Below are 24000 nucleotides of genomic sequence, written 5' to 3'. Positions count from 1 at the left end.
GGCCCCTTGCATGTCGCGTCGCCTCCAGTTATCCGAGCGATCTGACCTTCGACGACGAGACAGAGCGCCGCGCTCGGGCCTCGTGTGGTGAGGCTCGCTTCTTCGGATCAGCCGTAGAGGGCAGACAGAACAGAGCTTTTGTCAACCACCCGCCCTAGAATTGGGAACACATATATGAGTTGTGAGAAAAGCTATCAAACAGACATTCGGATTAGGGGTTGCCGCCAGTGGCCTTGGTGTTGAACCCCGCTCCGCGTGGACGCGCAGCCGCTGCATCTGCCGCTCGCACCGCAGGCCGTGCCAGCCGGATTCCCGAGCCCGGCCCAGGATTACTACGAGGGCCCGATCGACCTGACCGAGCAGCTCGTGAAGGACAAGGCGGCAACCTTCATCGTCCGGGTCGTGGGGGACTCGATGGAGGGAGCGGGGATCAGCGACGGTGACGAACTCCTCGTCGACAGGTCGCTGGAGCCCCGGCACGGGGACGTCATCGTCGCGGTGCTCGACGGCGAGCTGACCGTCAAACGACTCTGGCTCACCGCGCAGGGCGTGGTCCTGCACGCCGAGAACCAAAAGTACCCCGACATCCACATCGCCGAACTGGCTGATTTCCGAGTCTGGGGGGTCGCAACCTACGGGATCCATCACCTCCGGGATGGCCGTCGTGCCGGCTGAGCCGATGCACGAACTCGTCGCCCACGTGGACGTCAACTCGGCGTACGCGTCGTTCGAGCGGGTCTTCGACCCCTCCCTGGAAGGCCAGCCCCTTGTTGTCCTCTCGAACAACGACGGATGCGTCGTCACGGCATCGAAGGAGGCCAAGGCCCTCGGGGTGGAAGTGGGGGAGCCGTGGTTCAAACTCGCGCCCCTGGCGCCGACCATCGGGCTGATCGCCAAGAGCAGCAACTACGAGCTCTGCGGGGACCTGAGCCGACGGGTCATGGAGGTCATCGCCCGTTTCGGGCCCTGGTTGGAGGTCTACTTTCAGTTGCCTGAAACGTGTTGTTGCACCCTGACGGCCAAGTTGAGGCAGCAGACTTCGGGAGCAGTCCCGAGGAGGTCAAGGATGGCGGCCATTGAAATGCCTGGAGGCACTCTCAGAGTGCCTCCGAGATGTCGCTGTTGCTGCCCTCTGATCTCTGAGGTCGACCCTAGATCCAAGCTGGGTCGCCCCCGCACGCCCGTTTCGAGATCCGCCAGAGCGTCAGCTTCGTGCCGCAGGTCGTAGCCGAGCTCATCGCCCCGAGCGGGCGTTTGGACGGGCAAGCTCTTGGCTCTGTTGCCTCGTCCTCTTGGCTCTGTTGCCCCGTCGCCCGGAGCGCGGCCAGCATTGCCCCGTGCCGCGCACTAATTAAAGCCCAACCCGGTTCAATAGGGGCGGCGCAGCATGGGAGGCGCGCCTGACGAGCCGCGGAGAAAGTCGAAGTCGAAGCCCTCGTCGGCTTGGAGTACGTGGTCTATGTAGAGCCGGCGAAAACCTCGCGACGTCGTGTCCTCCGCTGGGCTCCATTCGCGCCGCCGCAGTTCGAGCTCGTCATCGGTCAACTCCACGTCGAGCCTTCGGTTTGCGACATCGAGATGGATGATGTCTCCGTTGCGGATCAAGGACAGTGGTCCACCCACTGCTGCTTCTGGAGTTATCTGGAGCACGACCGTGCCGAAGGCAGTGCCGCTCATTCTCCCGTCCGAGATGCGGATGATGTCGGTGACGCCTTGCTCGAGCAGCTTGCGCGGGATCTTGATGTTGCCAAGCTCTGGTGCCCCTGGGTAAGACCTCGGGCCGATGCCGCGCAGCACGAGGACCGAGTCTGCGTCGACTTCGAGTTCATCGCTGTCCAACCGGGCATCAAGATCTTCGATCGATTCGAAGACTACCGCCTTGCCGCGATGGTCGAGCAGGCGCGGATCCGCTGCCGTCGCTTTGATGATCGCGCCTCGGGGCGCGAGGTTGCCGCGCAGCACTGCCAGTGCCGGCGCGGTACTGAATGGCCGGTCGGGTGTTGCGATGATGTTGGGGTCCCAGATACGTGCCGACGCGATCTCTTCTCCGATCGTCCGGCCGGACACAGTGGGAGCGCTTGTGTCGAGGAGTTCTCCCATCGCCTTCATGAGCGCGGCCTGCCCGCCCGCGTTGTAGAAGTCCTCCATGAGGTACTCGCCTGACGGCTTGACGTTCGCCAGCAGCGGCACGTCTCGGCTGTGCTTTTCCATATCGTCGATGGTGAACGGCACCCCGAGCCTGCCGGCGATCGCGACGAGGTGGGCGGTTGTATTCGTCCCCCCGCCCATGGCGGCGTTCGTCCGGGCTCCGTTGTAGAAGGCGGCGGGCGTGAGGATGTCGGCGATGCCGATCCGGTCTCGGACCAGCTCGACGATCCGTCGTCCCGTGCGTTGGGCGGCGGCCTTCTTGCGGGCATCGACTGCAGGGATATTCGCGGTCCCCATCAGCGATAGCCCCATCGCCTCGAGCACTGCGCCCATTGTGCAGGCGGTACCCATGGTGTTGCAGGTGCCGACGCTCCGTGAAATCCCGTATTCGGCCTGGTCGAGGTCCGAGGCGTCGAGATCGCCCATCCGTGCTTGGTCGTTCAGGCGGTAGACATCGGTGCCCGAGGCGAGCACTTGGGCGCGCCAGTTGCCGCTGAGCATGGGTCCGGCATGGATCATCATGGTCGGCAGGCCGGTGCTCGCCGCTCCCATGACGTAGGCGGGCGCGGTGTTGTCGCATCCGGTCAGCAGGACCAGCCCATCGATGGGGTTGCTGCGGGCGAGTTCCTCGAGCTCCATGCTCATGAGGTTGCGGTACATCATGCCGCTCGGCCGCATGATCGAGTCTCCGATTGACATCGTGGGGAAGACGAGGGGGAATCCGCCGGACTCCAGGACCCCCCGCACCGCCCACTCGGCCAATTCGGTGAGCCCGGAGTTGCAAGGAACCAGATCGGATGCGGAGTTTGCGATGCCGATGACGGGGCGCCCGTCGAACATCTCGCCCAGATGGCCGCCGGCCTTGAGGTTCGCCCGATGGTTGAAGCCGGCAGTCCCCTCGCCCGCGAACCACACTCGGCTGCGGAGGCCGCATTCACCGCAGGCGCCTTTGGCTTCCTGCGCGATCGAATTCTCCTTCACAGCGGCATCATCCCAATTCCATTGGCGAGTTCAGGTGCCGGCGCCGTTTCTTGCGTGCCGCGGATGTATTGGCGTGAGTCATCGACCTCGTTCAGGCGGTACACGGTGTACTTCTTGATCTCGATGATGCGCCGCTCGCCGATTGCGTCGACGGCCCACAGGAGCTCCATCGGCCGGTGGAGCTCGATGACGTGTCCGTGGAACCGGACGACGCCTCCGAACTGGGCTTGGATCTCATCCCCACACCTGAGTTCTTCACACGAGTAGACCCTGGCTGTGCCGTGGGACATAGTGAGTCTCCTTACAAGAATGATGGAAAAGGCATTCGCCTTGAGCGGCGCCGCGACTTCGCGGCGGGCTGCAACGGCCTTGCTCCGGTCAGGACGTCGTGGTCCGCCGGATCGCCGGCGAGAAGGGGAAGCCCGGCGGGAGCCGTCGCGCCTGTCGGGTTGACGGCTCCCGCCGGCACTTCGGCCCTCGGTGCGCTCATCCCTCTGGAAGCCTTGCGATCGCCTCGGAAGCCCCTCCTTCCTGTGTTTGTCCCAGGAAGGAGGGGCCGGTTCTCCCCGGCGGGATCGTGGAGCTTCGGGATCGCCAAGGCTCGTCAGGCGTCCAACAACGAACCGCGATGGGCGGGCTAGGGTGTGCGCGCTATCCGCGAGCCGATTACGTAGACGATCTCCTCGGCACTCTCGATGACGTGCCGCCGTATCTCGTCTACGATCTCGGTTTCGTCGCCGTTTTCGATGACTGACACCAGGCGGGTGTGCAGTTCCTTGTCCCGGGCAGGATCATGCCGGGCCGCGTAGTCCGTCATGATCGCCATCTGGATGCGCGCTGCGATCAGCGGCCAGATGCGCGTGAGCAGGGGGCTGTCCGATGCCTCGTACATGACGCGGTGGAGCTCGAGATGGGCGAGGTCGGCCTCCACCTCGTCGCCGGCGTCCAGGGCCTCGATGTGGTCGTTCAGGGCCTGGCGAAGCGCCGCCAGTCCGTGCCCGTCTTCCTGCTTCGCTATGCGAAGGGCCGCCTGGGACTCCAGTGCGAACCGGATCTCGGCGACGTCGAGGATCTCCTCTGGACTGAGTTCGGCCACGCTCACGCCCTTGTAGGGAACCTGCACGAGGATGCCCTCGTGGATGAGCTGTCCCATCGCCTCGCGCAGGGTGGGGCGAGTGATGTTCAGGGCAGCGCACAGTTCGATCTCCTTGAGGCGCTGTCCCGGCACGAGCTCTCCCCTCAGGAACGCGCGTCTGAGGAGTTCCGTGGTCTCATTGCGCCGGGTCGTCGATTGCACCGCGGGCAGCTTGAGCCCTGTGCCGTTCGACCCCCGCGAGCCATTGGTACGGCCCCGATCGGCGCCAGTCATCTTTCCCAGCCTTTCTAGAGGGCGGACGGAACCGCGAGGGCGACTCCCGCGTCGCGCAGGAGCCCTGCGAGTGTCTCGGATTCGGCCTCGGTGAGATCGTGGAAGGGCGCCCGGACGGGACCTGTCTTGGCGCCGGTCAGCCTTGCTCCCGCCTTGACCGATGCGGCGTAGTTGAAGTGGTCGAGATATTCGCAGATGGGCCAGATCTTAGCCCACAGTGCCCGGCCCGCCGCCAGGTCCTGCTTGACGGCCAGCGTCTCCCATAGTTCGACCGCGAGGTCCGGGAAGATGTTGACCGCGCCCCATACGGCGCCCTTGGCTCCGCTGGCTAGCCCGAAGAAGGTCAGGGTGTCCCAGCCGTTGAACGTGGTGATGGCGTCGGAGTACTTCACGAGCAGCTCGGTGAGGCCCGGGCCGTCCCCGGAGGTGTCCTTGATGTACTTGACCCCGGGGATGTTGCCGAGGCTGGCCAGTTCGCTGGGGGAGAGCTGGACCCCGGAGACGCCGGGGAGGTTGTAGTACATGATCGGGAGCTGACCGGCCTCCCAGACTGCGGTGAGGAAGTCCTTGAGCTCGTCGAGGTTCGGTGCGTCGTAGAAGGGCGGGACCACGATCACGGCGTCGGCTCCTGCGCGTGCGGCGTGCTCGGTGAGCTCGATGGCTTCCTTGGTCGTGAGTCCGCTGGTTCCGGCGACGACGGGGACGCGGCCTGCGGCGGCCCTGACTGAGATCTCCACGGCCTCCTTTCGCTCCTCCACGGACATCGAGGCGAATTCGCCAGTGCTGCCGTTGACAACGAGCCCGTGCACGCCGGCCTCGATCTGCCGGTTGATGAGGTCGGTGAACGCCTCCGCGTCGATCTGGGTCCCGTCCTCGGTGAACGGCGTGATGAGTGCGACCATGAGGCCCTTGAGTTCATTTGACATGTGCTTTTTTCTTTCCTTTTTACTTTCAGCGGGATGGAAATCTGGCCGTTTCGGGCTTCAGCCGAAGCGCACGGCGTCGACGAACTGCCTCAGCTCTTCGACCTCGCACTGTTCGAAGGCCTCCTTGGGGGTGGCGTTGACCTTGACCTTGCCGTGGGAGAAGAACATGACGCGGTCCGCGGCCTTGGCGGCGAAGGCCATGTCATGGGTTACCAGGGCGATCGCGAGGCCCTCCTCGTCTTTCAGGCGAGTCAGGACGCCGAGCACCTCGGCGGCGACGGGCGGGTCGAGGGCTGAGGTGATCTCGTCGCACAGCAGGAGCTTCGGGCGCATCATGAGTGCGCGGGCGATGGCGACCCGCTGGCGCTGGCCGCCGGAGAGCTGCGACACCTGCGCGTCGCAGTAGGAGCCCATGCCGACCTCGCCCAGGGCGGTGATGGCCCGCTCTCTGGCCTCGGCCCTGCCCATGTTCAGCACCTTGCGGGGCGCGAGTGTCAGGTTCGACATCACGTCCATGTGGGGCCAGAGGGTGTAGCTCTGGAAGATCATCCCCACCTGGGACGCTCCCTGCTCCCACTCCGGGGTCCTCTCGCCGTTGCGGCGGACCAGCCGTCCGTTCAGGCACACGTCCCCGGCTTCGGGCTCGGTGAGGCCGGCCACGGCCCTGAGCAGAGTGGACTTGCCGGAACCGCTGCGGCCGATGATGACGACGACCTCGCCGGCGTCGATGTCAAAATCGACATCGTCCAGCACTGCCTCATCGCGGAAGGTCTTGCACAGCCCCCGGGCCGAGAGGAGATGGTTTTGGCCGGCGATCTGGGCCTGGCACTCGACTTCTTGTTCTTCCTTGGTCACGGTCATCGTCACACCTCTCGAATGGTCGAACCGTCGGATTGGACAAGGTCCTTCTTGGCCGCGGGCAGGGGCAGGGAGGGCAGGAGCGTCCTGCGCTTCAGGTCTGCGGCCTTGCCCTTGGGGCCCTCCATGCCCCGGCGCTCGAGGTGGCTGGTCAGCAGCGACACCGGGAAGGCGATGGCGAAGTAGATCACGGCCGTGGCGGTGAAGAGCTCCAGGGCCCGGTAGGACTGGGTGGCGATCGAGTTCGCCTGGAAGGTCAGGTCGGAGACCGCGATGGTGGAGACCAGGGCGGTGTCCTTGAACATCGAGATGTTCAGGGACAGGATCACCGGGATCTGCTGGCGCAGGGCCTGGGGAAGGATGATGTGCCTCAGCTGCTGGAGTTTGGAGAGGCGCAGCATCTGGGCTGCCTCGATCTGCTCGGCCGGGACCGCCTGGAAGCCGCTCCGGTAGGCCTCTGCCATGAAGGCCGTGAGGTTCGCGGTGAGTGCGATCGCTGCGGACACGAAGCCGGGGAGGGCGAGGCCGGTCAGGGCGGGCATGGCGTAGAAGATCCAGAACAGCTGGACCAGCATGGGCGTGCCGCGGAAGATCTCGATGTATCCCTGCGCAGCCCACCGCAGTGGCTCGACCTTGGCCATGCGGGCCAGCGCGAGCGGGACGGCGAGGATCATCGCGCAGACGATCACGACGACCGCGAGCTCGAGTGTTGTCACCAGTCCTTGGAGGAGCGCTGGCATGGAGTGCCAGATCAAGGACCAGTCGAAGTTGTATCCGTTCACAGGAATGACCCTTCTTGTTCGGCTACTTCTTGAGGTAGTCGCCGAGGTCGTTGCCGGGCCGGTAGTCGACCTTCTGGTAAGCGCGCGTCAGCTCGCCGTTGATCTGGGCGTTGTAGATCGCGAGGTTGACGAGCTGCATGGAGCGGGGGTCGGTGCTGTCTGGCATGCCGTACGCCGCACCGCCCTCGTAGATCGAAGGGCTCGGGAGGATGATCTTGTAGTCCGGGTGGGACGCGACCTGCGCCTGCGCCGTGCCGGAGTCGGTGAACTCGGCAGCGACACGATGGGCGTCGAGCGCCTGGAATGCGTTGGTCCAGTCGCCCACTTCCAGGACCGGGGTGCCGGTGGCCTTGATCGCGGCGTCCTCGGCGGAGCCGGATGCGCTGACGACCTGCTGCTTCGAGTCGATCAGCTGCTGCGACGAGGTCCACGGGGAGTCAGCCTTGACGACGTAGACGGCCGGGTACTCGTAGACCGAGTTGGTGAACTGGATCGCCTTGGCCCGCTCGAGGGTGGAGTTGAGGTTGGCGGCAACGTCGTATCGTCCTGCCTGCAGGCCGGCCACGATGTTGCCCCACGAGGCCGCAACCGGAGTCAGCTTGACCCCCAGCTGCTTGGCCAGGTCTTCAAGTGGGATCAGGTTCGGGCCGCCGAGGTTGCCGTTTGAGTCCTGGACGGTCATCGGCGCCGAGATGGCGACCCCGACCCTGAGCTCGCCCTGGCTCTGGACCTTCTTGATCCAAGATCCCTGGTCTGCGGTGGCGGCAGCGCTGCCTCCTCGCAGCATGCTGCCCAGGTATCCCGCAACCAGCGCGATCAGGAGGACCCCGATCACGGCGAGAGTGATTCTTCCTGACTTTGTCATGTTGGTTGTCCAATCGGACGGAGGTGCCAAGCACCTAGACTGTGGTCCGGATTGTAGATTGATTGACAATCCGTGGGTGATTTACAGATTATTCCGGTACACGCTGTGACGTCAACCACTTTCGGAAGACGGCAGCGGATCGAGACGAAACCCATCCCATCCCCGCCCTGACGGGGGACATCTCTAGGGAGGCCATGGATGTCTGAGGGCACCAACAACGGACTTCCATCGGCGGCAAGCGCGGCCGCAGATCATCGCAGGATCCCCGTCGTGGAGGCGATCGCGACGGTCTTCCGCCGTTTCGCCGACCTCGGCTCGGCCAGGCAGTGCTGCTCTCGCTGCGCGAAGACGGACTCCTGCTCCCACGCGGTCCCGCGCAGGCCCAGCGGATCACCTTGACGTGAGAGCGCGGGGCGCGAAGAGGTCATGGCGTGTCCTTCATCGTTGAGGGTGGGTGTGGGGGTTGGATGGGATGGCAGGGAAAGACTTTGCCTCAGCCGAGAGCGGCTGCGGCAAGCGGGGTGACCCGGTGGAGCCCGGCGAGGTCGCCTGAGAGGGCCTCCCCGGCGGCGATCGCCACGGCCCGCCGCCAGCTTGCGCGGCGGGCGGTTTCCCAGGGCGTCGGGAGGAGGCGTTCGCCGTCCGGCCCGACGAATCGGACTTCGGCCGGTGCGGCCGTATCCGGGCATGGCACGACGGCGGTGAGCCCGCCGTCGTCGGTCAGGATCCGCAGCCGCAGGCTGGCGGGGGCGGCATCGGTGACGAGCACGTCGAGGACCGCGGCCGTGAGGTCTGTGCCGGAGGGAACCTCGAGGACCGCCTCGGCGAGACGGGCCAGCTCGCGCAGGGGAGCGCCGTCGTCGTCGGTGCACTGCGGCGGCGAGGATGCCTGGATTGGCCGCGAAGTCCCACGCGAGCACGACGCGCGGCGCGGCCTTGCCCACGGCGGATCCGGCGCCGTCGTGCGTGGCAGGCGAGCTGACGACGACAGCGCTCGCCCCGCCGTCGAACGCTTCGGCGACGCTCTCGGCCCACCCGGGCGAGCCGGCGATGGCAGCGATCTGCGCGGGGCAGGGCTCGCCCCGATCACGCCGAGAGTGATTCTTCCTGACTTTGTCATGTTGGTTGTCCCATCGGGGAGGTGCCTTGCACCTAGACTGTGGTCGGGATTGTAGATTGATTGACAATCCGTGGGCGATTGACAGATTATTTCGGTACACGCTGTGACGTCAACCACTTTCGACAGACGGCCAGCGGATCGAGACGAAACCCATCCCAATCCCCGGCCTGACGGGGCACATCTCTAGGGAGGCCATGGATGTCTGAGGGCACCATCAACGGACTTCAATTCATCGGCGGCAAGCGTCGCCGCGGATCATCGCAGGATCCCCTCACGGTGATCGACCCCTCCAACGGCCGAGTGCTCGCCGAGGACGACAACGCCTCACCGGCCGAGGTCGACGAGGCGGTGGACTCGGCGAAGGCGGCCTTCACCGGATGGTCTCGCGCCACTCCCGCCGAACGCTCGGCCGCCCTGTGGGCTCTGGCCGGCGAGCTCGAGACGATCTCGGACGAACTCATCGCCACGGAGAGTGCCGAGGCAGGCAAGCCGGTGCGCCTGGCCACCGAGTTCGACATCCCCGGCTCGATCGACAACGTCAAGTACTACGCTGGCCTCGCCCGCAACCTCGAGGGCAAGGCCGCAGGCAACTACTCCGGCGAGCACATCTCGAGCATCCGGCGCGAACCCCTCGGAGTCATCGGCTCCATCGCCCCCTGGAACTACCCGCTCCAAGTCGCCATGTGGAAGGTGCTCCCCGCAATCGCGGCGGGCAACACCATCGTGCTCAAGCCCTCCGAGCTCACCCCCGGCACCACCCTCATGCTGGCCGAAGCGGCCCAGCGCGCCGGCATCCCGGACGGTGTCATCAACGTCGTGACCGGCACGGGTGAACACGTAGGAGACGCCCTGGTCGGCCACAAGGACGTCGCCATGGTCTCGTTCACAGGCTCGACGGCGGTTGGCCGCCGGGTCGCCGCCCGCGCCGCATCGGACGTCAAGCGCGTCCACCTCGAACTCGGCGGCAAGGCGCCCTTCGTCGTCTTCGACGACGCAGACCTCGCCGCCGCAGCCCGGGGGGCAATGGCCGCCTCACTGGTGAACACCGGCCAGGACTGCACCGCCGCCACACGCGCCTACGTCCAACGCCCGCTCTACGACGCCTTCGTCGAGGCAGTGGCGGAGCACATGCGCGAGGCGAAGCTCGGCCCCACGAGCGACCCGGCGACCGATCTCGGGCCGCTCATCTCGATGCGCCACCGCGAACGCGTGCAGGGCTTCGTCGAGCGGGCCCGCCGCGACGGGGCGAAGATCGTCGTCGGCGGAGCCATCGGCGACGGCGAGCTCTCTGCCGGCTCGTACTACCAGCCGACGCTGATCACCAACGCGGACCAGAAGTCCGAAATCGTCCAGAGCGAAGTCTTCGGCCCCGTGCTGACCGTGCTCCCGTTCGACGATGACGAGGAGGGCCTGGAGCTGGCGAACGACACGCCCTACGGCCTCTCGGCCTCGGCATGGACCTCGGACATCCACCGCGCCCAGACCGCCGCCGACCTCATCCAGGCTGGCTGCGTGTGGATCAACGACCACGTCAGCATCATCAGCGAGATGCCCCACGGCGGCTACAAGCTCTCTGGCTTCGGCAAGGACATGTCCACCTATTCCTTCGAGGAGTACACCCAGATCAAACACGTCATGTCCTCCACCGTCCGCGGGTCGCACCGCGCATGGAACGACGTCATCGTGGCTCCGAAGGGGCGGCAGTGAGAATCCTCCTGGTCGGCAGCACCGGAACCATCGGATCCGCCGTCCAACAGGCTCTCACCGAAAGGGGGCATGAGGTCCTCGGCGCCAGCCGCAGCAGCACCGAGCGGCCCGTCGAGATCAGCGACCCGGAGAGCATCGCCCGGCTGATCCAGAACACCGGTCCAGTCGAGGCCATCGCCTGCGCGGCGGGGCACGCCGCCTACGGCCGCGTCACCGAACTGACCGGGGACCAGTACCGCGCGAGCTTCGAGAGCAAATCCATGGGCCAGATCCGGCTCGTGCTCGAAGGCCTCGGTGTCCTGGCCCGGGGAGGGTCCTTCACGCTGATCTCAGGCGTGCTCGGAACCCACCCCGTCGTGACCAGCTCGGCCGCAGCCGCCGCCAACGGCGCGGTCGAAGCGTTCGCCCGGGCGGCCGCCCTCGAAATCGCACCCGCCCGGATCAACGTCGTGAGCCCGACCGTCCTCAGCGAATCCTGGGAGAAGGCCGGACACATGTTCCCCGGGGTGGAGCCGGTTCCAGCCCGACGGGTCGCCAATGCCTACGTCAGGTCCATCGAAGGCGCCGAGACCGGACAGGTCTACCAGCTCTTCTGAGCACCAATCGAAATGACCCCAGTGTGGCGTCGCGCGGGGCGCAAGCCTCGGCCCGCGCGACGCCACCGGAATCGTGAGAAGGCACATCAGTGAACGACCAATTCTTGCTCGAGGCCGGCGGCTTCCAGGGAACGTACCAGCGCATGTCAGAGCCCGAAGCAGCCCGCCTCGCCGCGGAACTGTGGTCCGTGGAAGGGGCAGCGACCCGACTGGCGACGGAGAAGGACGACACCTTCGTCCTGACCACAGCCGAGGGGACCCGCTACGTGCTGAAGGTTTCCAACCCCACCGAACTCCTCGGCGAGCTCGACTTCGAGGTCGAACTCCACCGCCATGTCTGGGAATCCCAGCGAGCCGTGGAAGTACCCGAGCTCCTCGTTTCCTCCGAAGGCATGGTCCTCGTCCCGCTCATCGACTCCGCAGGCCAGAGCAGGCGGGCCCGGATGATGACATTCATCGAGGGCATACCCCTGGACTCGACCGGATCGAGCCCCACGGAGCGCGAGCGCGTCGGAGAGGCACTCGCGCGAATGCGGCACGCGACAGCCAGCTTCGAGCATCCATTCGACGACCGCGTCTACGTCTGGGACGTGAAGAACCTGCCCCGTCTGGCCCCGCTTCTGGAGATTGTTGCCGACCCCGGCCAACGCCGCCTGCTCGAGCTCGGCCTCGAACGCTTCATGCGCATCGCCCCGCTCCTCGACGGGCTTCGGTCCCAAGTGCTCCACAACGACTTCAGCAAGTCCAACATCATCGTCGACCACTCCGACCCGCGATTCGTCCGGGCCATCATCGACTTCGGAGATTCGGTGCGCACCTCCATCGCCGTCGACGTCGCCACCGCGCTCCTGAACCAGCTCCCACGGGAATTCCCGGAGACGGACGACCTAGACCTTCTCGCCGAAGGAAAGGACCTGCTTCGCGGCTATCTGCGGGAAGCCGACCTGACCGAGGAAGAGCTGCGGATCATCCCGTTCCTCGTCCTCGGCCGCGTCGTGTCCCGGGCGCTGATCACACTGAACGGCGCCGCCGCCTCGCCGCACAATGCGGAATACATCCTCCGCAACACAGAGCAGGGATGGGCGCAGCTGCGATGGTTCCTGCGCCAGCCCGAAGAAGCCCTGTCCGCCGCACTGCTGCAGAACTGACCGCAGAAATGGGAAAGGAAGCAATCGATATGACCACCGTCAAGCCGCGGGGCAAGATGGTCAACGCGTTCAACCCCGACGCACCTTCCGAGCTCTCGGAACGAGAGCGCCAGATGGTAGAAGACCGACACCACGTCCTCGCCCCCTCCTACCGCCTCTTCTACCAGGAACCCGTCCACATCGTGCGGGGGCTGGGAACCCGCCTCTGGGACGGCGACGGCACCGAGTTCCTCGACGCCTACAACAACGTCGTGTCCGTCGGCCATGGCCGACCCGAGGTGATCGGAGCCGTGGAGAGGCAGATGCGCCAGCTCTGCACCCACACCCGCTACCTCCACGAAGGCATCCTGGGGTACGCCAACGACCTCCTCGGGACCCTGCGCGAGACCATGCCCGAGGCGCAGCTGATGTTCACCTGCACCGGCTCGGAGGCCAACGACCTCGCGGTGCGCATCGCGAAGTACCACACCGGCCATGAAGGAGTCATCGTCACCTCCGAGGCCTACCACGGCAACTCGGACCTGACAGCAGGCTTCTCCCCCTCGCTCGGAGACCGCTCACCGCTCGGCACCTGGGTCCGCCAGATCCCCGCCCCCGACTCGTACAGGATCCGGGCCGATGACATCGCGCCGATGATGCTCCAGCAGGTGCGCTCCCAGATCGAGGACCTCCAGCGCCGCGGCAACGGCCTGGCCGCCTTCATCGTCGACTCGATCTTCGCATCCGACGGGATCTTCGCCGACCCGACCGACTTCCTCAAGCCCGTCGCCGACCTCGTGCATGAGGCTGGCGGGCTGTTCATCGCCGACGAGGTCCAATGCGGCTTCGCCCGCACCGGCTCCCACATGTGGGGCCATGCCCGCCACCATGTGCAGCCCGACCTGATGACCATGGGCAAGCCGATGGGGAATGGATACCCCGTCGCGGGCGTGGCAGCCCGACCGGAGGTTGTCGCGGAGTTCGGCTACGACCAGCGCTACTTCAACACTTTTGGAGGGAACACCGTGGCCATGGCGGCCGCGCAGGCGACCCTCGACGTCATCCTCGGCGAGGAACTGCAGGCCAACTCCCAGCGCGTCGGCGCGCTCATCCAAGCAGGCCTGAACGACCTCGCAGCCGAGTACGAGCAACTGGGCGACGTCCGCGGATCCGGCCTGTACATCGCCGCAGAATGCGTCACAGACCCCGAAACGAAGGCCCCCGACGCCCAGACGGCCGCCGCAATCGTCAACGGCATGCGCAAGCGGCGCGTGCTCATCTCGGCAACCGGCCCGAACGCCAACGTGCTCAAGATCCGTCCGCCCCTGGTCTTCTCCGAGCAGGACGTCGACTGGCTGCTGAGCTGCCTCGAGCAGACACTCCGCGAGGACCTCCTGGCCCTCGTCGCCACCCGTTAGATCCCGAACCACGAGCCCTGCACCTCAAACGAGAGCCACACACCTCGACAAGGAGTATGCGATGCGCTGGAACAAGACGATCACCGTAGTCGACTGCCATGCCGAAGGAGAATCCGGCCGAGTCGTCGTCGGCGGGGTCCCCCATATCCCCGGCGAGACGGTCTTCGACAAGAGGCTGTACCTCCAGAACCGCCAGGACGACCTGCGCCGCATGATCCTGTTCGAACCGAGAGGGGCTGCCCACCACAACGCGAATGTCATCGTCGCATCGAACAACCCCGCCGCGCAGATGGGCTACATCATCCTCGAGTCCATGGAATACCCCGCCATGTCGGGTTCGAACACCATGTGCGTGGCCACCGTCCTCCTGGAAACAGGGATCCTTCCCATGTCCGAGCCCACCACGGAACTCGTCCTCGAGTCGCCCGCCGGACTCATCGCGGTGACCTGCGAGTGCAAGGACGGCAAAGTCGAACGCGTCCGCTTCGTCAACCAGCCGGCCTTCTGCTACCACCTCGGCAAAGAGGTCAACGTCCCGGGCATCGGCAACCTCACCGTCGACATCGTCTACGGCGGGATGACCTACGTCATGGTCGAGGCAGAGCAGCTCGGCTACGCCTTGGAGCCCTCAGAGGCACGCATCCTCTGCGAGGTGGGCCAGACCATCAAACGGGCCGCCGCCGAACAGATCGACGTCGTGCACCCGGAGAACCCCGACATCCCAGGGATCACCCAGATCGAGTTCACAGGCCCCCTCAGGCGCGAGGGCGACTCCCTGCGGGCCCGCAACACCGTGGTCGTATCACCTGGCCGCGTCGACCGATCACCGTGCGGGACAGGCACATCGGCCCGCCTCGCGCAGCTGCACGCCAAGGGACTGATCGAGCCCGGAGAGACCTTCATCCACGAATCCATCATCGGCACAACCTTCGAGAGTTCCATCGTCGACACCACCCACGTCGGCGATTATCCGGCCGTGATCCCGGCAGTTGCTGGACAGGCGTGGATCACCGGCATCTACCAGATGGGAATGGACCCCAGCGACCCGTTCCCGCGAGGCTTCACGCTGGCCGACACATGGCTGCGTCAAATCGACAATCTGGAACCGGTCAGGACGGCAGCAGAGTAGCAACCGTCAAGAGCGCGCGGAACGCCGCAACCTCAGGCGTTCCGCGCGCTGCCCCGATACCCCAGCCCGCAAGCATGCGACATCCCCAACCCCCTTGAGAGGGCGCCGCAGCGATCAATTACAGAGAGAGAACCACCGTGACTGAAACCCAAGACCTGACCGTGATCCCGCACTGGATCGGCGGCAAGGAGTACCCGTCCGCAGGCGAGCGGACGGCCCCCGTCTACGACCCCGCCCTCGGCGCGGAGACCAAGCGCGTCTCGCTCGCCTCGGCCCAGGACATCGAATCCGCGATCTCCTCGGCACAGAAGGCCTTCCCCACGTGGCGAGACCTTTCGATGGCCAAGCGGCAGAGGATCCTCTTCCGCATCCGGGAGCTGCTCAACGAGCGCAAGGGCGAGCTCGCCGAGATCATCACCTCCGAGCACGGCAAGGTCGTCTCCGACGCCCTCGGCGAGATCTCCCGCGGCCTGGAGGTCGTCGAGCTCGCCACCGGCTTCCCGCACCTGATCAAGGGCGAGCACTCCGAGAACGTCTCCACCGGCGTCGACGTCCACTCGCTCAAGGCCCCCCTCGGCGTCGTCGGGATCATCAGCCCGTTCAACTTCCCCGCCATGGTCCCGCTGTGGTTCCTGCCCATCGCGATCGCCGCCGGGAACACCGTCATCCTCAAGCCCAGCGAGAAGGACCCCTCCGCCGCGAACTGGCTCGCCGCCCTCTTCACCGAAGCGGGCCTCCCGGGCGGGGTCTTCAACGTCCTGCACGGGGACAAGGAGGCCGTCGACGGCCTCCTCGAGCACCCCGAGGTCAAGGCCATCTCCTTTGTCGGCTCCACCCCGATCGCCCGCTACATCTACGAGACCGCCGCTAAGAACGGCAAGCGCGTCCAGGCCCTCGGCGGGGCCAAGAACCACATGCTCGTCCTGCCCGACGCCGACCTCGACCTCACCGCCGACGCCGCCGTGAACGCAGGCTTCGGCTCCGCGGGCGAGCGCTGCATGGCCATTAGCGTCATCGTCGCCGTCGAGCCCGTCGCGGACGAGCTCATCGCCAAGATCCAAGAGCGCGTGGCGACTCTGAAGATCGGCGACGGCCGACGCAACTGCGACATGGGCCCCCTCGTCACCGCCCAGCACCGCGACAAGGTCGCCTCCTACATCGACATCGCGGAGGCCGACGGCGCGAAGGTGGTCATCGACGGCCGCGGGATCGAGGTCGACGGCGCGGCGGAGGGCTTCTGGCTCGGCCCGACACTCATCGACGACGTCCCGGTGACGTCGAAGGTGTACCAAGACGAGATCTTCGGCCCCGTGCTGTCCGTGGTCCGCGTGGGCAGCTATGAGGAGGGGCTGGAGCTGATCAACTCCGGCGCGTTCGGCAACGGCACCGCGATCTTCACCAACGACGGCGGCGCAGCCCGCCGCTTCCAGAACGAGGTCGAGGTCGGCATGATCGGGATCAACGTCCCGATCCCCGTCCCGGTCGCCTACTACTCCTTCGGCGGGTTTAAGGACTCGATCTTCGGCGGCACCAAGGCCTACGGGCTCCAGGGCTTCAACTTCTACACTCGCGAGAAGGCCGTCACCTCCCGCTGGCTCGACCCCAGCCATGGCGGCCTGAACCTGGGCTTCCCCCAGAACTGACTTTCCTCGCTTGGTGGAAAGGGCCCGGGACGTTCATTGAGGCTCCCGGGCCCTTTACAGAACGTGGCCGGGAACGGAGGCCAGGGCCAACGCGTGTCACAATATGGGCCTCACGAGCATGCCGGTCAGGGCCCAGGTCAGGAATCCTCGAGCGAGCCGAAGACCATGGGATCGAACGCTTGTTCTATCTTTTAAGGGTGAGCAAGCCGCGGCGTGATCGGGTATGGCCGCGGCCGCGAACTACGCGGCACGCGTGGCTCAGAGACAGCCTTGAGCCGGGGGATCCGCCGCGGCAAGTGTTGATCGTCGAGTGGAGGCGGCACAGCTACAAATGGACCGCGCGGATCATCTACTCCCTCGACATCGACGGTTCCGAGGGCCCCGCTGTGGTGGATCGTTGGGTTCCGGCGGAATCCCTGCGCCCGGCACGAACCGACCCCAACACGGCGTTCGGTCTGCGGTGACGGACCGAATGGGCTCATCCGATCGGAACCGCGCCCTCTCGGCCATCCGGCTTGATTTCTGATATTGACCGTTCGCGGTGGAGGGCCCTGCGGAGGGATTCCCGCTCTTCGACGAGATCGAGGAGCGCCGTCGCGTAGGCTTCCAGCCTTTTGGCGAGTTCCCGGTTCTCCGAGGCCAGCCTTGCGTTCCTGGCCTTCTCGGCATCAAGCAGGGATCGCACGCGGTCGACCTCGGGCTTGGTGCGGTTGAGCTCTCTGGCTCGGACCTGGAATTCCCGGTTGAGGTCAGGGTTGTCGTGGGTGAGCCGATGGCGCTTTACCCCGGCCACCTCGATGAGGCGGAGTCCTGTCAGCGGCCCTGGGACCCGGCCTTCGAGGAGGTCCTCCATTGCCTGTCGGAGAGCGGTCCGTGCCTGGAGTTCTGTCACTGCGGGTCCCCTTTCTCATGGTCCGTGATGATGTCTTCGAGGCTTGATCGGATTGCGCTGACCCGTTGGTGGCGGATTGCGGGCGCGAGGAGGTCGTCGGGCAGGCCCTCGAGCACGAGTTTGAGGTCGGCGATGTCGGAGTCAGTCCTGGCGATGTTCTGGCAGCTGCTTCGGCATCCGGCAAGATGCGGGGCTTCTGCATCTTTCCTGACGCACAGTGCCTTTAGCCGGTCGAAGACGCAGTGAACTCCTCGGCCGGGAAACACCTGCAGGACTGGGTCGTGGAGGAGCTTGTCCGCCTGCCGTCCTGTGCGGAGGACGCGTCCGGCGTACTTGGCCTGAGTCTCGCGGACGCGTCGTTCCAGCTCTCCTGCGGCGGGTCCGCTTACGGTGCCTTTGCTGTCGAGGTACTCTTCGAGGCCTTTGGCGCGATCGAGCCGCTCAAGCCACCGTTCGAAGGCGATCTCGTCGGGGAAGCCCGAGTCGTAGTCCCCGGCGTAGCCCTTGGTGATCCGGACGTTGACGTGGCCGTACTGGATCGCGGCCGCGACCAGCCCGCGGGGCCTGCGCACGATGTGCCAGGCCAGGGTCCTTCGGAACCGGCTGGGACTCAGACGTCCGTTCGTATCGTCGGGGATCCTGTCGGGACGCCCATAGCGGTGGCAGAAGGCGTTGACCCAGTCGACGAAGCGGACGACGTCCGTTCCGATCTGGGAGGATGTGCGTGCCGTCCCGGCCCTTGGCGCCGTTGCAGGGCCCTTGCGGCGAATCGGTTGCGGGCGGATGTTCTTCGGGAAGAGGAACGCATTGTCGTGGAGCTCTTCGAGGACCGTGACGGCGCGGGCCACGACCGGGTGCACGACCCAAGGCGTTTCGCGTTCTTCGCCCTCGGCGGCCTTGGTACCGCTTCCGTCCCTGGCGCCTTTCCACCGCGTTCCGGTGATCGTGAGGCGCCCTGTCAGCGCGTCGGAGGCTAGGCATCCGGCGCGCAGCGCGAGGACCTCGCCTGGCCTCATGCCTGAGAGGTAGGCGGTGACGATGTAGCAGGCGGTCATCAGCAGTTCGGCGTGGCGCACCGCGTCTTCAAACCGCATGTGGCCCGCGTGCCAGGGGACGCCGGCGACCTCCACGCGGCATCCGGCCAAGAGGTAGGCGTCATCGTCGATCGGAAGGCCTGACTCCTCCACGATCCGCTGATCGTAGAGGAAGTGGTTATGGCCGGTCGTGTCGGTGAGCCGTCCGAGGTACCCCCAGCGCACCTTCCTTGAGCCGTCTGGCTCGATGTGCCCGGGAAGGCCCAGACCGGCCTCGGCGAGTTCGCGCAGGGTCTGCCCGAGCCGCTCCCTGCGCTCATCCTTCATCACCGGCATGCGGCTGTCCGCCTCCCAGTGCCTGCGCTCTCTGACGACGAGGCGAAGGTACTCGCGGTAGTTCGCCACGACGTCAGTCGAGATCTCCTCGACGAAGCGGACAGCCCACCCGACGAGCGGGACCAGCGTCGCCTCCGCAATGCGAGGCGTGCGGTTGAACCAGTCGTTGAGCTCCTTCGTCCCCAGCAGGTCCCGGGCGGGGGCGTCGTTCCATGGCGGACTGTCCGGCATGGACAGGATCGGGTCCACGATGTCTCGGTGGGCCCAGAGCCTGCGCACTTCGGAGATGGCGTGCTGCTTCCTGCCGTAGGAGAGCCCACTGTCGCCCAGATCGGCCAGGAAGGCATCGAGGCGTTCAGCGTCGAGTTCGCCGAGCCCTCTCAGTCCCTCGTCGACGGCCCAGCCGACAAGGCGGTGCAGGGATGCCTTGGCGAAGCTGATAGTGCGCAATGACGGTCTGCCGCTCGCTTTGGCCGCGGTGAGGAGGCGAGGTTGGTCCTCGTTGATCAGCCTCCACAGGTAGTCCTTGAGGGCGTTGCGCCATGGTTCCTTGAAGACGCCGAAGTTGATGCTGGTCATGGCGCTGTGGTCTTCGAAGATCCCCGGGGTGAGGTCCCAGCGTTCGTCTCCGAACCTCGAGAGCGCAGCGGGGTCGGTGTCCGGGCGCAGCGGCCGGTTGGCCAGCACGGGGGTCTCCGGCCCAGGCGCCCTGTCATTGTTATCCAGGATCTCGGCGGTCATCTCAGGTCAAGGTCTCCATCCAGCAGGGCCCGGACCAGCCGGGCATCTTCTTCGGTAGCCTGCGCGGCCTGGTCTTCTGCGACAGCCTTCTGCAGGTCCATCAGGTCTTCGAGCTGGGCGGCGGCTGGCGCGTATTTCCTCTCCCATTCGTGCTCGTCCAGGCCGGGCCGGAGCTCGCGCAGCCCGATCAGGGTCAGGGCCTGGACCGGGATGTGCCGCGGCTCGGACCGCGAACAAGGGCACCCCAAGCACAGCAGGAACGACGCTTTGCACGGGGTGCCCGTGGGGGAATGCGGCGAATTGGTGTTGTCCATGCACGCGCCGGCCACCGTGTCGAGGTCCCCGGCCAGGAGCCCGCGGAGGGTCTCGGTGGTAAGTCCGAACCGTCTGGCCACAGCCTCGGGGTCGTGGAGCGCCTCCGTCCTGTCAGCCTCGGTGAGGACTCGGCGGGCGTTCTCGATGCGGATCCGGTCGACTTCTCCTTCAAGGGCCTCCTCCACGACCCCCTGATAGGAATCGAGCGTTGAGGCATCCCTCGCCAGATAGACCGATGCCAATGTCTGCGCCGACTGCGCCACCGGGCGCTGGTGCCTGTCCAGATACCAGCGCCTGATCCGGCCGGTGTCCACCCTCCGGCGTTCGCCGGATTGGTCTTCGAACCCCGGCAGCAGTATCCGGCACGCCTGAGCCGACATCCTCCGGTACCTCATCGTCGCCGCCCGGCCTCCGCTTGCCTTCGCATAGAACATGAAGAGTCCATCGTCCCCGGTGTGGCGCCGCAGGTCCTCACCGAGTTCGAGGGCGAGCTGGTAGACCCCGTGCGCAGTCGACAGGTCGTCCGCCCCCGAGCCGCTCGATTTTCCGATGAAGGCGAGATCCATCTCGGAGTGCTGCGGGCCCCTGCGGGCCTTGACGCCGCGCAGGAGGACGGCAGGCGTTTCAGCTGCGGCCGAAGCAGCAAGGTGATCCGCGGTCAGGCCGAGGACGGTCGAGAGGTTCAGCCCGGTGAGGCAGATCAGCAGGGCGACCAGGGCATGGGCATCTTCCCGGGTCGGATTCAGTTCCGCGAGCAGCGCCCCCGACCTCGGCACCGCCAGATTCCCGTCCTCAAGGCGGGGGAGGTCGCCGTGCTCGAAGATGTGGGCCAGGAGGGCTCGCTTCTCGTTTGCATCCGGGACGCGGTTGAGCTCGGGCGTGCCGTGGCGGGCGAGGAATTCCTCTGCCTCCGATCTGGCTGCGCGGATCCGAAGCGCTGCCTTCCTCACCACCTTCCTGGCAGCACGCCGAACCGCCGCGACCTCGCCATCCCCATAGGCTTCGACCTTTCCGGCTGCGATCACGGCAGGATTCGGCGCGTAGAGGGCGTCCCGGAATCCGCTGGGGAGTCCCTGCGATCCGCGTAGGACGAGCCTGAGCGAGTGGACCACCGAGACGTAGGCCCGGCCCGAAGTACTGGCAAGCCGTGCACGGTGGAGCGCCGACGGTGCCAGCTCCCCGAGGCTCTCAGGGACGGAGGGCCCGGTCATAAGGGCATTGGCGAACACCTTCAGGCTCGAGAACAGGGCCTGGGCCGACTGGGCCGTGCGCCGAGTCCCTCCCGGGCCCGTCGCACGGGCGAACCCGAGGGCAAGGTCGATGGTGATCAGCTCGGGCAGGCCGAGCCGGACGAAGCGGAAATCGCTGAACTCGCTCCCGTGCTCGGGGAAGAAGCGCACGACCGGAGCCCCATCCTCGAACCGAACCGTCTCCGGAGGCCCGTAGCCGGGCTCGGGAAGCGCGGCACGCTGGGCCACTAGGACTCCTCCGGGCCCAGGAAGCGCACCCGGGGATCGCCTCGGACCAGGTCGAATGCTGTACCCGTCTCGGGGTCGCTGGCATGGTGCGCGAGCAGGAACTGCACGTCCAGGCCGAGGAACGGCTCGAGGTAGATGCTCTTCGTCGTGGCGACGTCCCTGTGCCCGAGCATTGTCTGCACCAGCGACCAGGTGTCCCCGAACTGCTCGCGGAAGTCCTCGAACCGATCCTCCCTCGAACCCCGCTCCCAGACCAGCCTGCCCACGGCGTACCAGCGGAGGGCGAAGCTGTGCCGGAGCATGTGCGGATGGCACTTCAGGCGCTCGATGCCGCCCTTCTCCACCCGCGCGTTCGCGAGCCGGAACGTCGTGTACCAGGCCTTCTTCCCCCGCGGCAGCCCGTCCTCATTCAGCCACAGCGACAACGGCTCGAGGCCGCCGTCGGTCTCCTTGAACAGCTTCAGCCGGTCTTTCGGAGACAGGTCGCGGAGCCGGCTCCTGACCACCACGCCGGCGCGCGAGGCCCGGACCGAGCCGTCAGAGCCCACTTCGTCGACGACGAGCATGCCTGGAACCCGCTGATACAGGCCCTTGTCCTGCGCCGACCGAACGGACCCGGCCCGCTCGGTCTCCACGTAGTCCCAGATACCATCGAGAGCCGACCTCCCGATCCAGAACCTGCGCCCATGGCCGCCCTTGGCGCACCGGTCGGCCAGCCTGGCGGTGACGAACCCGCGCCCGTCCCCAGCTGGCGGGAGCTCCGGCACGACCAGCGACGCCAGCTCCTGAATTCGAAGTCCCGTGCTGTAGAGGCCGTCGACGAAGCCAGCATCGCGGCCCTGCATCCGCGGTCTCCATCTCGTCCGCTCCAAACCCTCGCGCGAAATCCCGTGCACACCAACGTCGCGCCACAGCCTGAACGCCCCCGGAGTCAGCCACTTCACGTCCGCTGAGCGCACCGACGTCGAGCTTGACCGCCGGTCACGGGTCCCAGAGCGGCCGTCCGAGGTCCGCCGTTCGGCCAGCGGCAACAGCCGCGCGGCTCCCAGACGATCGACCGCCCAGTCATGGAACGCGAGGATCCCGGCCCGATTGCCCTGCCACGTGGACCCGGCGACCCGACGGTCGTTGCTGAAGTCTGTGGTCCGCCAGAACCGGAAGTCGAACAGATCGCCCTCCACCGCGGAGTCCCACCCTTTGTTCCGGAGCGAGAGGAAGTTGATCCATGTGCACAGCGAGTACGCGTACTTCCGGTTCGTGCCCTCCGACAGATTCCTCATCCGCCCACTGGCAAAGAACGCGTTCACCGCCTCATGGGCGGCCCCGCTCCCGTGCAGGAGAAAGGGCCGGCCCGCGTCCAGACGAGGCCGACCAACGTCGGCGCGCTCGAGAAGCGGGTCATCAGGCCAGTTGTGCCCCTCCACAACGAAGTGGACCTTCCATGCCGCCCCTGAAGTGTGCATACCCCGACCGTATGAATGGCAACGCCGATCCTCCGGGCAACACGCTCAAACTGGCGAGAGAATCTATTCGATCGACGAGGCCTTCCTCGGCCTCGGCCCCCGCATGGCGGCTGGCGATCTCACAGCCCTCGGACGCGACATCCGCAACACTCTCTGGAAGCTCGTCGGTGTTCCCGTCTGTGTCGGCATTGCAACGACGAAGACCCTCGCCAAGCTGGCGAACAAGACGGCGAAGAAGATCCCCGTCTTCGACGGTGTCTGCATCTGGGAGCAGACCAGTCCCCGCTGGCGGTCGAAGCTCCTTGCCCAGCTGCCCGTCGCCGAGGTCTGGGGCATCGCAGGACGGCTCGAGAAGCGCCTGGCCGCCCTCGGTATCCTCTCGATCGCGGACCTCGCGGCCGCGGACCCGGTGATGATCAGGGACCGGTTCAACGTGGTCGTCATGCGCACCGTCCTCGAGCTGAAGGGCGTCCCGTGCATCCCCTTCGAGGAAGCCCGCCAGGGCAAGGAGCAGCTGATCTTCTCCCGCTCCTTCTCCGCCCCCGTCACCACCCGAACCGAGATGCGCCAAGTCCTCACGGCGTATGCCCAACAAGGCGCAGCCCGGCTCGAGCGCCACCATCAGGCCGCCAAGCTGATTACCGCCTTCGCAGGCACCAGCCACTACGCCCAAGAGCACTCGTTCCCCACAGTCCTCGTGCCCCTGCCTGCCCCGACCACGGACCCGGTCGTCCTCGCAAAGGCGGCCCAGCGGCTCCTTCCGCACCTCGAGGAAGGAACCCGGTACGCCAGGGCCGGGATCATGCTCACAGACCTCCGCCCCGCGACTGGCCAGCAGGCTCTGGAGCCCTTCCGTTACCGGCACGAGGAACAAGGCATCGCCACCCTCGTCGAGCAGGTCCACCGCAAGGTCGGCAAGGACCTCCTCGGTCTTGGCCACGCCGGTATCCGCCCACGACCCCACTGGCGTATGAAGCGCGAGATGCTCTCACCCCGCGCAACCACCCACTGGGACGAACTCGCCTCCGTCAGGGCCGACTGACAAGGGCCTATCCCACCGCCATCTCTAAGG

23 protein-coding genes are annotated in these 24000 nt (G+C 66.3%); 10 read left to right on the top strand and 13 right to left on the bottom strand.

The window, feature by feature from the left end:
• Positions 1 to 255 precede the first annotated feature (255 nt).
• Positions 256 to 675: a LexA family protein gene (locus L0M17_RS21225; protein ID WP_241056626.1), complete on the top strand. Its 420-nt coding sequence runs from the start codon at positions 256 to 258 to the stop codon at positions 673 to 675.
• A gap of 4 nt (positions 676 to 679) precedes the next feature.
• A complete protein-coding gene (locus L0M17_RS22480) occupies positions 680 to 1228 on the top strand; it encodes a Y-family DNA polymerase (protein WP_255733250.1) in 549 nt (182 codons plus the stop codon).
• 140 nt (positions 1229 to 1368) lie between these two features.
• On the opposite strand, the gene L0M17_RS21215 is transcribed toward L0M17_RS22480, so the two are convergent.
• From L0M17_RS21215 to L0M17_RS21175, 9 genes are all read right to left on the bottom strand, one after another.
• Positions 1369 to 3129: a dihydroxy-acid dehydratase gene (locus tag L0M17_RS21215; protein WP_241056625.1), complete on the bottom strand. Its 1761-nt coding sequence runs from the start codon at positions 3127 to 3129 to the stop codon at positions 1369 to 1371.
• Complete coding sequence (locus L0M17_RS21210) at positions 3126 to 3419, bottom strand: hypothetical protein (protein WP_241056624.1); 294 nt, start codon at positions 3417 to 3419, stop codon at positions 3126 to 3128. Before L0M17_RS21210 ends, L0M17_RS21215 begins: the two co-directional genes overlap by 4 nt.
• 347 nt (positions 3420 to 3766) lie before the next feature.
• Positions 3767 to 4498 (bottom strand): GntR family transcriptional regulator, encoded by a 732-nt coding sequence (locus L0M17_RS21205; RefSeq protein ID WP_241056623.1) that lies wholly within the window; start codon positions 4496 to 4498, stop codon positions 3767 to 3769.
• A gap of 14 nt (positions 4499 to 4512) precedes the next feature.
• On the bottom strand, positions 4513 to 5424 hold the full coding sequence (locus tag L0M17_RS21200; RefSeq protein ID WP_241056622.1) for a dihydrodipicolinate synthase family protein: 912 nt from the start codon (positions 5422 to 5424) through the stop codon (positions 4513 to 4515).
• A gap of 57 nt (positions 5425 to 5481) precedes the next feature.
• Positions 5482 to 6285 carry an amino acid ABC transporter ATP-binding protein gene (locus L0M17_RS21195; RefSeq protein WP_241056621.1) on the bottom strand — a complete coding sequence of 268 codons (804 nt, stop codon included), beginning with the start codon at positions 6283 to 6285 and terminating at the stop codon, positions 5482 to 5484.
• Between the two features lie 2 nt (positions 6286 to 6287).
• A complete protein-coding gene (locus tag L0M17_RS21190) occupies positions 6288 to 7064 on the bottom strand; it encodes an amino acid ABC transporter permease (RefSeq protein WP_241056620.1) in 777 nt (258 codons plus the stop codon).
• 22 nt (positions 7065 to 7086) lie between these two features.
• Positions 7087 to 7929 carry an ABC transporter substrate-binding protein gene (locus tag L0M17_RS21185; RefSeq protein WP_241056619.1) on the bottom strand — a complete coding sequence of 281 codons (843 nt, stop codon included), beginning with the start codon at positions 7927 to 7929 and terminating at the stop codon, positions 7087 to 7089.
• 251 nt (positions 7930 to 8180) lie between these two features.
• Positions 8181 to 8357 (bottom strand): hypothetical protein, encoded by a 177-nt coding sequence (locus L0M17_RS21180; RefSeq protein WP_241056618.1) that lies wholly within the window; start codon positions 8355 to 8357, stop codon positions 8181 to 8183.
• A 65-nt stretch (positions 8358 to 8422) separates the two neighbouring features.
• Positions 8423 to 9049: a hypothetical protein gene (locus tag L0M17_RS21175; RefSeq protein WP_241056616.1), complete on the bottom strand. Its 627-nt coding sequence runs from the start codon at positions 9047 to 9049 to the stop codon at positions 8423 to 8425.
• A gap of 198 nt (positions 9050 to 9247) precedes the next feature.
• On the opposite strand from L0M17_RS21175, the gene L0M17_RS21170 reads away from it, so the two are divergent.
• From L0M17_RS21170 to L0M17_RS21140, 7 genes are all read left to right on the top strand, one after another.
• Complete coding sequence (locus L0M17_RS21170) at positions 9248 to 10756, top strand: gamma-aminobutyraldehyde dehydrogenase (protein WP_241056615.1); 1509 nt, start codon at positions 9248 to 9250, stop codon at positions 10754 to 10756.
• Positions 10753 to 11352, top strand: coding sequence for a short chain dehydrogenase (locus L0M17_RS21165; protein WP_241056614.1), 600 nt, complete (start codon positions 10753 to 10755; stop codon positions 11350 to 11352). The genes L0M17_RS21170 and L0M17_RS21165 overlap by 4 nt, the downstream gene beginning before the upstream one ends.
• An 89-nt stretch (positions 11353 to 11441) precedes the next feature.
• A complete protein-coding gene (locus tag L0M17_RS21160; protein WP_241056613.1) occupies positions 11442 to 12500 on the top strand; it encodes a phosphotransferase in 1059 nt (352 codons plus the stop codon).
• 29 nt (positions 12501 to 12529) lie between these two features.
• Positions 12530 to 13897 carry an aspartate aminotransferase family protein gene (locus L0M17_RS21155; protein WP_241056612.1) on the top strand — a complete coding sequence of 456 codons (1368 nt, stop codon included), beginning with the start codon at positions 12530 to 12532 and terminating at the stop codon, positions 13895 to 13897.
• A gap of 61 nt (positions 13898 to 13958) precedes the next feature.
• Positions 13959 to 15026 carry a proline racemase family protein gene (locus L0M17_RS21150; protein WP_241056611.1) on the top strand — a complete coding sequence of 356 codons (1068 nt, stop codon included), beginning with the start codon at positions 13959 to 13961 and terminating at the stop codon, positions 15024 to 15026.
• Between the two features lie 137 nt (positions 15027 to 15163).
• Positions 15164 to 16669 carry a CoA-acylating methylmalonate-semialdehyde dehydrogenase gene (locus L0M17_RS21145; protein WP_308196923.1) on the top strand — a complete coding sequence of 502 codons (1506 nt, stop codon included), beginning with the start codon at positions 15164 to 15166 and terminating at the stop codon, positions 16667 to 16669.
• Between the two features lie 296 nt (positions 16670 to 16965).
• Positions 16966 to 17133 (top strand): hypothetical protein, encoded by a 168-nt coding sequence (locus L0M17_RS21140; protein ID WP_241056610.1) that lies wholly within the window; start codon positions 16966 to 16968, stop codon positions 17131 to 17133.
• A gap of 14 nt (positions 17134 to 17147) precedes the next feature.
• Here L0M17_RS21140 and L0M17_RS21135 read toward each other — a convergent pair whose 3' ends face one another.
• The 4 genes from L0M17_RS21135 to L0M17_RS21120 are packed head-to-tail and all read right to left on the bottom strand — an operon-like array spanning position 17148 to position 22928.
• The gene (locus L0M17_RS21135; protein WP_241056609.1) at positions 17148 to 17561 is read right to left on the bottom strand and encodes a hypothetical protein; all 414 of its coding nucleotides are present in this window, start codon (positions 17559 to 17561) and stop codon (positions 17148 to 17150) included.
• A complete protein-coding gene (locus L0M17_RS21130) occupies positions 17558 to 19672 on the bottom strand; it encodes a site-specific integrase (protein ID WP_241056607.1) in 2115 nt (704 codons plus the stop codon). Before L0M17_RS21130 ends, L0M17_RS21135 begins: the two co-directional genes overlap by 4 nt.
• Positions 19669 to 21465, bottom strand: a complete 1797-nt coding sequence (locus L0M17_RS21125; RefSeq protein WP_241056606.1) for a hypothetical protein — start codon at positions 21463 to 21465, stop codon at positions 19669 to 19671. The genes L0M17_RS21130 and L0M17_RS21125 overlap by 4 nt, the downstream gene beginning before the upstream one ends.
• A complete protein-coding gene (locus L0M17_RS21120; RefSeq protein ID WP_241056605.1) occupies positions 21465 to 22928 on the bottom strand; it encodes a site-specific integrase in 1464 nt (487 codons plus the stop codon). Before L0M17_RS21120 ends, L0M17_RS21125 begins: the two co-directional genes overlap by 1 nt.
• Here L0M17_RS21120 and L0M17_RS21115 point away from each other — a divergent pair.
• Positions 22921 to 23970 carry a DinB/UmuC family translesion DNA polymerase gene (locus L0M17_RS21115; RefSeq protein WP_443729167.1) on the top strand — a complete coding sequence of 350 codons (1050 nt, stop codon included), beginning with the start codon at positions 22921 to 22923 and terminating at the stop codon, positions 23968 to 23970. The genes L0M17_RS21120 and L0M17_RS21115 overlap by 8 nt on opposite strands.
• Positions 23971 to 24000 lie beyond the last annotated feature (30 nt).

The sequence above is a fragment of the Sinomonas terrae genome, assembly GCF_022539255.1.
GTDB lineage: Bacteria > Actinomycetota > Actinomycetes > Actinomycetales > Micrococcaceae > Sinomonas > Sinomonas terrae.
This window is presented reverse-complemented; position numbering and strand designations above follow the sequence as displayed.